At 50.4% G+C, this 6271-nt stretch carries 4 protein-coding genes; all 4 read right to left on the bottom strand.

The features are described 5' to 3' along the window. Positions 1–58: 58 nt before the first annotated feature. Genes icmF through ON064_RS07415 form a run of 4 tightly spaced genes read right to left on the bottom strand, consistent with a single transcriptional unit; the run spans position 59 to position 6266 of the window. Positions 59–3310, bottom strand: a complete 3252-nt coding sequence (gene icmF / locus ON064_RS07430) for a fused isobutyryl-CoA mutase/GTPase IcmF (RefSeq protein WP_274624267.1) — start codon at positions 3308–3310, stop codon at positions 59–61. A gap of 5 nt (positions 3311–3315) precedes the next feature. Beyond that, positions 3316–3957 (bottom strand): TetR/AcrR family transcriptional regulator, encoded by a 642-nt coding sequence (locus ON064_RS07425; RefSeq protein ID WP_274624266.1) that lies wholly within the window; start codon positions 3955–3957, stop codon positions 3316–3318. A gap of 15 nt (positions 3958–3972) precedes the next feature. Continuing rightward, positions 3973–5112 carry an acyl-CoA dehydrogenase gene (locus ON064_RS07420; RefSeq protein ID WP_274624265.1) on the bottom strand — a complete coding sequence of 380 codons (1140 nt, stop codon included), beginning with the start codon at positions 5110–5112 and terminating at the stop codon, positions 3973–3975. A 17-nt stretch (positions 5113–5129) separates the two neighbouring features. Beyond that, positions 5130–6266 (bottom strand): acyl-CoA dehydrogenase, encoded by a 1137-nt coding sequence (locus tag ON064_RS07415; RefSeq protein WP_274624264.1) that lies wholly within the window; start codon positions 6264–6266, stop codon positions 5130–5132. Between the last annotated feature and the right edge of the window lie 5 nt (positions 6267–6271).

Raw genomic sequence — 6271 nt, 5'->3', positions numbered from 1 at the left:
TTTATTAAATCGTCCACTAAATGGGGCTCAGTTCATTTCCAGGCAAAGGGATGTGATCTTACATGTTTCTGCGGTACTGGCCGCCTACTTCGTAGAGAGCTGAAGTGATCTGGCCAAGGCTTGCGACTTTGACAGTCTCCATCAGTTCCTCGAAGATATTGCCGCCTTCTTTCGCGACTTGTTTCAAGCGCTGCAAGGCTTCATCTGAAGGATTGCGCTCTTGGAACGCACGCAAATTGTTGATTTGCGTTTCTTTCTCTTCTTTCGTTGCACGGGCGATTTCCATCGCGTTGATGTCATCGTCCGATTGCGGGTTCGGGTTCAAATACGTGTTGACCCCAATGATCGGCAATTCGCCAGTATGCTTCTTCATTTCGTAATGCATGGATTCTTCCTGGATCTTGCCACGCTGGTACTGCGTCTCCATCGCGCCAAGAACGCCACCGCGGTCGTTGATGCGGTCGAATTCCGTCATGACGGCTTCTTCGACCAATTGCGTCAACTCTTCCACTACGAATGCGCCTTGCAGCGGGTTTTCATTTTTCGACAACCCGTGCTCTTTCGTGATGATCATCTGGATGGCCATCGCACGGCGCACGGATTCTTCCGTCGGCGTCGTGATTGCTTCATCGTAAGCGTTTGTGTGAAGCGAGTTGCAGTTGTCCTGAAGCGCCATCAAGGCCTGCAAAGTCGTGCGGATATCGTTAAAGTCAATTTCCTGTGCGTGCAAGCTGCGGCCAGATGTCTGGACGTGGTATTTCAGTTTCTGGCTGCGTTCGTTCGCGCCGTATTTATCGCGCATGACGATTGCCCAAATGCGGCGTGCGACGCGCCCGATGACCGTGTATTCCGGATCCAAACCGTTCGAGAAGAAGAACGACAAGTTCGGCGCGAAATCATCGATGTTCATACCGCGGCTCAAATAATACTCAACGTAGGTGAAGCCGTTCGACAAGGTGAACGCCAATTGTGAAATCGGGTTCGCGCCAGCTTCCGCGATGTGGTAGCCGGAAATTGAGACCGAATAGTAATTACGCACTTTGTGGTCGATAAAATATTGCTGGATATCGCCCATCATACGCAGCGCAAATTCTGTCGAGAAGATGCATGTGTTCTGCCCTTGGTCTTCTTTCAAAATATCCGCTTGAACCGTTCCGCGTACCACTTGCAGCGTACCTTCACGCACCTCGGTGAATTCTTCGACGGTCAATGTGCGGCCGAGCTCTTCTTCACGCTTTTTCACTTGCTGGTCGATGGCCGTGTTCATGAACATCGCCAGGATGATCGGCGCCGGCCCGTTGATCGTCATCGACACCGAAGTCGACGGCGCACACAAGTCAAAGCCGTCATACAGTTTCTTCATATCTTCCAGCGTACAGATGGAAACACCTGATTCACCGACTTTTCCGTAAATATCTGGGCGGTGATCCGGGTCTTCCCCGTACAATGTTACCGAGTCGAATGCAGTAGACAAGCGTTTCGCGTCATCACCTTTTGACAGATAATGGAATCTTCTATTTGTGCGTTCCGGCGTGCCTTCTCCCGCAAACTGGCGTTTTGGATCTTCACCTGCGCGTTTGAACGGGAACACCCCTGCCGTATATGGGAATGAACCCGGCACGTTTTCGGCATAGACCCAGCGCAAGATTTCGCCATAATCCTTGAATTTAGGCAATGCGACTCTCGGCACTTTTATGCCCGACAAGCTTTCTGTACGCAGCAATGTACGCAATTCCTTGTCGCGGACTTTCGTGACCAATTCATCGCCTGCGTAATCTTCTTGAAGGGAATTCCAGTTATCAAGGATGCGTTTTGATTCAGCTGTCAATTCATCACGGACGCCTGTGGCGAGTGATTCCAAGGACTGGACGAGTGCATCATCGGGCGCATTTTTTTGGACTTCTTCAATGGCGCCTTCGAGCTGGAACAAACGACGCGCAAATCCGGCTTGCTCTGCGCTTTTCGCATGGTAACCACGAACGGCATCCGTAATTTCACGCAAATAATAGCGGCGGTCATTCGGGATGATGAGGTTTTCTTTTTGCGTTTTCGCAAACGCTTCATAGCTCGTTTCCCAGTCCATGCCACATTTCTGGTTGACTGTCGCGACAAGTGCAGCGAACAAAGCATTAGTGCCTTTATCGTTGAACTGGCTTGCAATCGTACCGTAGACCGGCATGTCGTCAAGGTCGTTTTCCCAAAGCAGATGGCTACGCTGATACTGTTTTTGGACTTGGCGCAATGCGTCTTCTGAGCCTTTTCGTTCGAATTTATTGATAACGATCAAATCGGCGTAATCGATCATGTCGATTTTTTCAAGCTGTGTCGGCGCACCGAATTCACTCGTCATAACGTACATCGAGACATCGGAAATGCCAGCGATTTCAGCATCGCCTTGTCCGATACCGCTTGTTTCCACGACTATCAAATCGAATCCTGCCGCTTTCACGACATCTAGCACATCGCCGATCGCTGCGGACAATTCTGTTCTAGATCCACGAGTGGCGAGGCTTCTCATGAATACGCGTTTATTGAAGATGGCATTCATGCGTATACGGTCGCCAAGCAGCGCTCCGCCCGTTTTTTGTTTCGTCGGGTCGATTGACAGGATGGCGATTTTCTTGTCCGGAAGCTCAGTCAAAAAGCGGCGGATCAATTCATCCGTCAGAGAGCTTTTCCCGGCTCCGCCTGTTCCGGTGATCCCTAGAACCGGCGTGTTTTTCGATTTTTCACGAACCGCTTTCATCAAATCGCCCGTATCGAGATTTCGTGTATGCGCTTCTTCTGCAGTTGTGATGACGTTGGCAAGCGCTACTGGATTTTCAGCCGTCAAACCGTCTAAGGAAATGTCTTCTTTCGCTGTGGAAAAATCGCATTCCTCGACGATTTCCGCGATCATTCCCTGCAAGCCCTTTTTGCGGCCGTCTTCAGGTGAGAAGATGCCGGCGATGCCGTAGTCTTCAAGCTCACGGATTTCACGAGGCAAGATAACACCGCCGCCACCGCCGTAAATGTGGATATGCCCAGCTCCGCGTTCTTGAAGCAAGTCATGCATGTATTTGAAATATTCCACATGGCCGCCTTGGTAAGAAGAGATAGCAATTCCTTGGACGTCTTCCTGGATTGCTGCATTGACGACTTCCTCCACCGAACGGTTATGCCCGAGGTGAATTACTTCGACGCCATTTGCCTGCAAGATCCGGCGCATGATATTGATCGATGCGTCGTGGCCATCAAAAAGACTCGATGCCGTGACGAACCTGATATGGTGCTTTGGCTGATAAGTGGTGTTTTCTTGTATAGTAGCCATTATGGTCAAGCCCCCTGTATGGTGATTTTTTCCCCTGCCATCCCCTGCAGCAGAAACTTTGTTTGCATTTCGATAAATTCCTCAATGGTGTAGTCATCCAGCGCCCAGCGCCTAAACGCCCACATCTGCCCTTGCACGAACAAATGGTGGGAAGCCAAGACGATTTCTTTTTGCGACAAGGACAATTCCCCTGACGCGGCGCATTTCGATAGCAGCCGTTCGAACAAGGCTGTCATTTCGAGTTCCTTGTTCAACACATAACGCAGCGCGTCTTTCGGCAAGGATTTGGATTCCTGGTACATGACGACGAATTCATCCTGCATATCGTCGATCAATGTATAGTATTGCTCGAGCGCTTTCACCAGTGTCTCGAGCGATCCTTCCTCTAAATCCAGCCGGTCGAGCCGTGCGTTGACTTCGTCGTAAATCGAGTCGCACACCAGATATAGCACGTCTTCTTTCGTGCGAATGTATTCATACAATGTGCCGATGCTGAAACCGGCTGCTTTTGCAATCTCCCTCGTCGTCGTCCGGTGAAAGCCCTTTTCCTTAAAAAGCGTGACAGCGCCGCTGATCATCTGTTCACGGCGCTTTTCAATCAGGCTTTCGTCTTTCACGGAGGACTGAATTTCACGCTTTTTCGTCATAGGCCGACCCTCCGTTTATTTCGTGACCATACGGGAAATGACCAAACGCTGGACTTCCTGTGTGCCTTCGTAAATTTGAGTGATTTTCGCATCGCGCATGAAACGCTCAACCGGATAATCTTTCGTGTAGCCGTAGCCACCGAAGACTTGAACCGCTTCTGTTGTCACTTTCATCGCTGTGTCGCCAGCCATCAATTTTGCCATGGCGGATTCCTTGCTGTAAGACAATTTGTTCGACTCGAGCCAAGCTGCCTGGTACGTCAATAGGCGAGATGCTTCGATGCCTGTCGCCATATCCGCAAGCTTGAAGGAAATCCCTTGGTTCGCTGCGATCGGCTTGCCGAATTGCTCACGCTCTTTTGCGTAATCGACTGCTGCGTCCATCGCGCCTTGTGCGATTCCGACAGCTTGTGCTGCGATGCCGTTGCGGCCGCCGTCAAGCGTCTGCATGGCAATTTTGAAGCCTTGGCCCAGTTCGCCAAGCACGTTTTCTTTCGGCACACGGCAGTTGTCAAAGATGATTTCAGTCGTCGGGCTTGAACGGATGCCGAGTTTTTTCTCTTTCTTGCCGACAGAGAAGCCTTCGAAATCTTTCTCGACAATGAAGGCTGTTGTGCCTTTATGTTTCGAGTCTGGGTCAGTCACGGCGAAAACGACGTAGATATCAGCGATGCCACCGTTGGTAATGAAGATTTTAGAACCGTTCAAGATATAATGGTCGCCGTCTTCTTTCGCGCTGGTTTTCATGCTCCCTGCATCTGACCCTGCAGATGGTTCTGTTAGTCCGTAAGCGCCGACTTTTGTGCCTTCAGCCATCGGGCGCAAGTATTTCTGCTTTTGCTCTTCCGTTCCGAATGTATAGACCGGCCATCCGGCAAGTGATGTGTGGGCAGACAAGATAACGCCGACAGAACCGTCCACACGGGACAACTCTTCAACCGCGATGCAGTATGCCAAGTAATCTGAACCGATACCGCCGTACTCTTCCGGCCACGGAATGCCTGTCAGTCCGAGTTCCGCCATTTGATGGAAGATTTTCATATCGAAGCTTTCTTCTTCGTCGCGCTGTTCTGCTGTCGGCGCCACTTCGTTTTTCGCGAAGTCGCGGACCATTTTACGGATCATTTTATGTTCTTCAGATAGTTGAAAGTTCATTGTGTTATTTCCCCCAATTATTTTAGTAGTTGTTTGCTGATAACGATGCGTTGGATTTCGCTCGTGCCTTCGTAGATTTCTGTGACTTTGGCGTCGCGGAACAATCGCTCGACCGGATAGTCTTTCGTGTAGCCGTAGCCGCCGTAAACTTGGATGGCTTCCGTCGTGATGTCCATCGCCGCTTTTGAAGCAAACAGCTTCGCCATTGACGATTCCTTATTGCACTCGATTCCTTTTGCGTACATATCGGCTGCGTTATAAACCAAAAGTTTAGCCGCTTCGACTTGAGTCGCCATATCGGCAAGTTTGAACCCGATGCCTTGCTGCTGGGCGATTGGTTTTCCGAATTGCTCACGCTCTTTGGCGTATGCTACTGCGTAGTCATAAGCAGACTCTGCGATGCCCAAAGCTTGTGCGGCGATGCCGATGCGCCCGGCGTTCAAGTTCGCCATCGCGATCGAAAATCCTTTGCCTTCTTCCCCAAGCAGGTTTTCAGCTGGTACTTCCATATTCTCAAACGTCAACTGCACGGTCCGCGAACCGTGAAGCCCCATTTTTCTTTCGTCTTTCCCGACCACAAACCCTGGAAAATCTTTTTCCACGATAAAGGCAGAAACTCCACGAGGGCCCGCTTCTGGATTGGTCGAGGCGAACACGATGTAAGTGTCTGCTTCGCCGCCGTTTGTGATATAGACTTTCGAACCGTTCAGGATATATTTCCCATCCTTTTTAACAGCACGCGTTTTCAGCGCCGCTGCATCGGATCCGGCCGATGGCTCTGTCAAACAGAATGCGCCCAAATATTCGCCCGTCGCCAGTTTCGGAACGTACTTTGCAATCTGCTGTTCCGTCCCGAAATTGATGATCGGGTTGGTGCCGACTGAAGTGTGAACCGACAAAATGACGCCGATAACGCCGCTCGCTTTAGACAATTCGTGTATGGCTGTGATGTAAGATGTGAAATCCATTTCCGAGCCGCCGTATTTTTCTGGTGCGGTGATGCCCATCAATCCGAGCCCGCCCATTTTCTTGAGTATCTCCGTCGGGAATTCGCCTTCTTCCATGCGATCGATAAAAGGCATGATTTCTTCTTTTGCAAAATCGCGCACCATATTGCGCATCATCAATTGTTCGTCTGTAAAATGCAGGTCCATTAAGG

This window comes from Planococcus sp. A6 (assembly GCF_028823615.1).
Classification (GTDB): Bacteria; Bacillota; Bacilli; order Bacillales_A; family Planococcaceae; genus Planococcus.
Note: the sequence above shows the minus strand (reverse complement) of the source record. Positions and strands in the feature narration are given on the sequence as shown.

Bases quoted from the DNA above. Each gene is read 5' to 3' on its own strand.
- icmF (WP_274624267.1), bottom strand. From the start codon at position 3,310: ATGGCTACTATACAAGAAAACACCACTTATCAGCCAAAGCACCATATC.
- ON064_RS07425 (WP_274624266.1), bottom strand. From the start codon at position 3,957: ATGACGAAAAAGCGTGAAATTCAGTCCTCCGTGAAAGACGAAAGCCTG.
- ON064_RS07420 (WP_274624265.1), bottom strand. From the start codon at position 5,112: ATGAACTTTCAACTATCTGAAGAACATAAAATGATCCGTAAAATGGTC.
- ON064_RS07415 (WP_274624264.1), bottom strand. From the start codon at position 6,266: ATGGACCTGCATTTTACAGACGAACAATTGATGATGCGCAATATGGTG.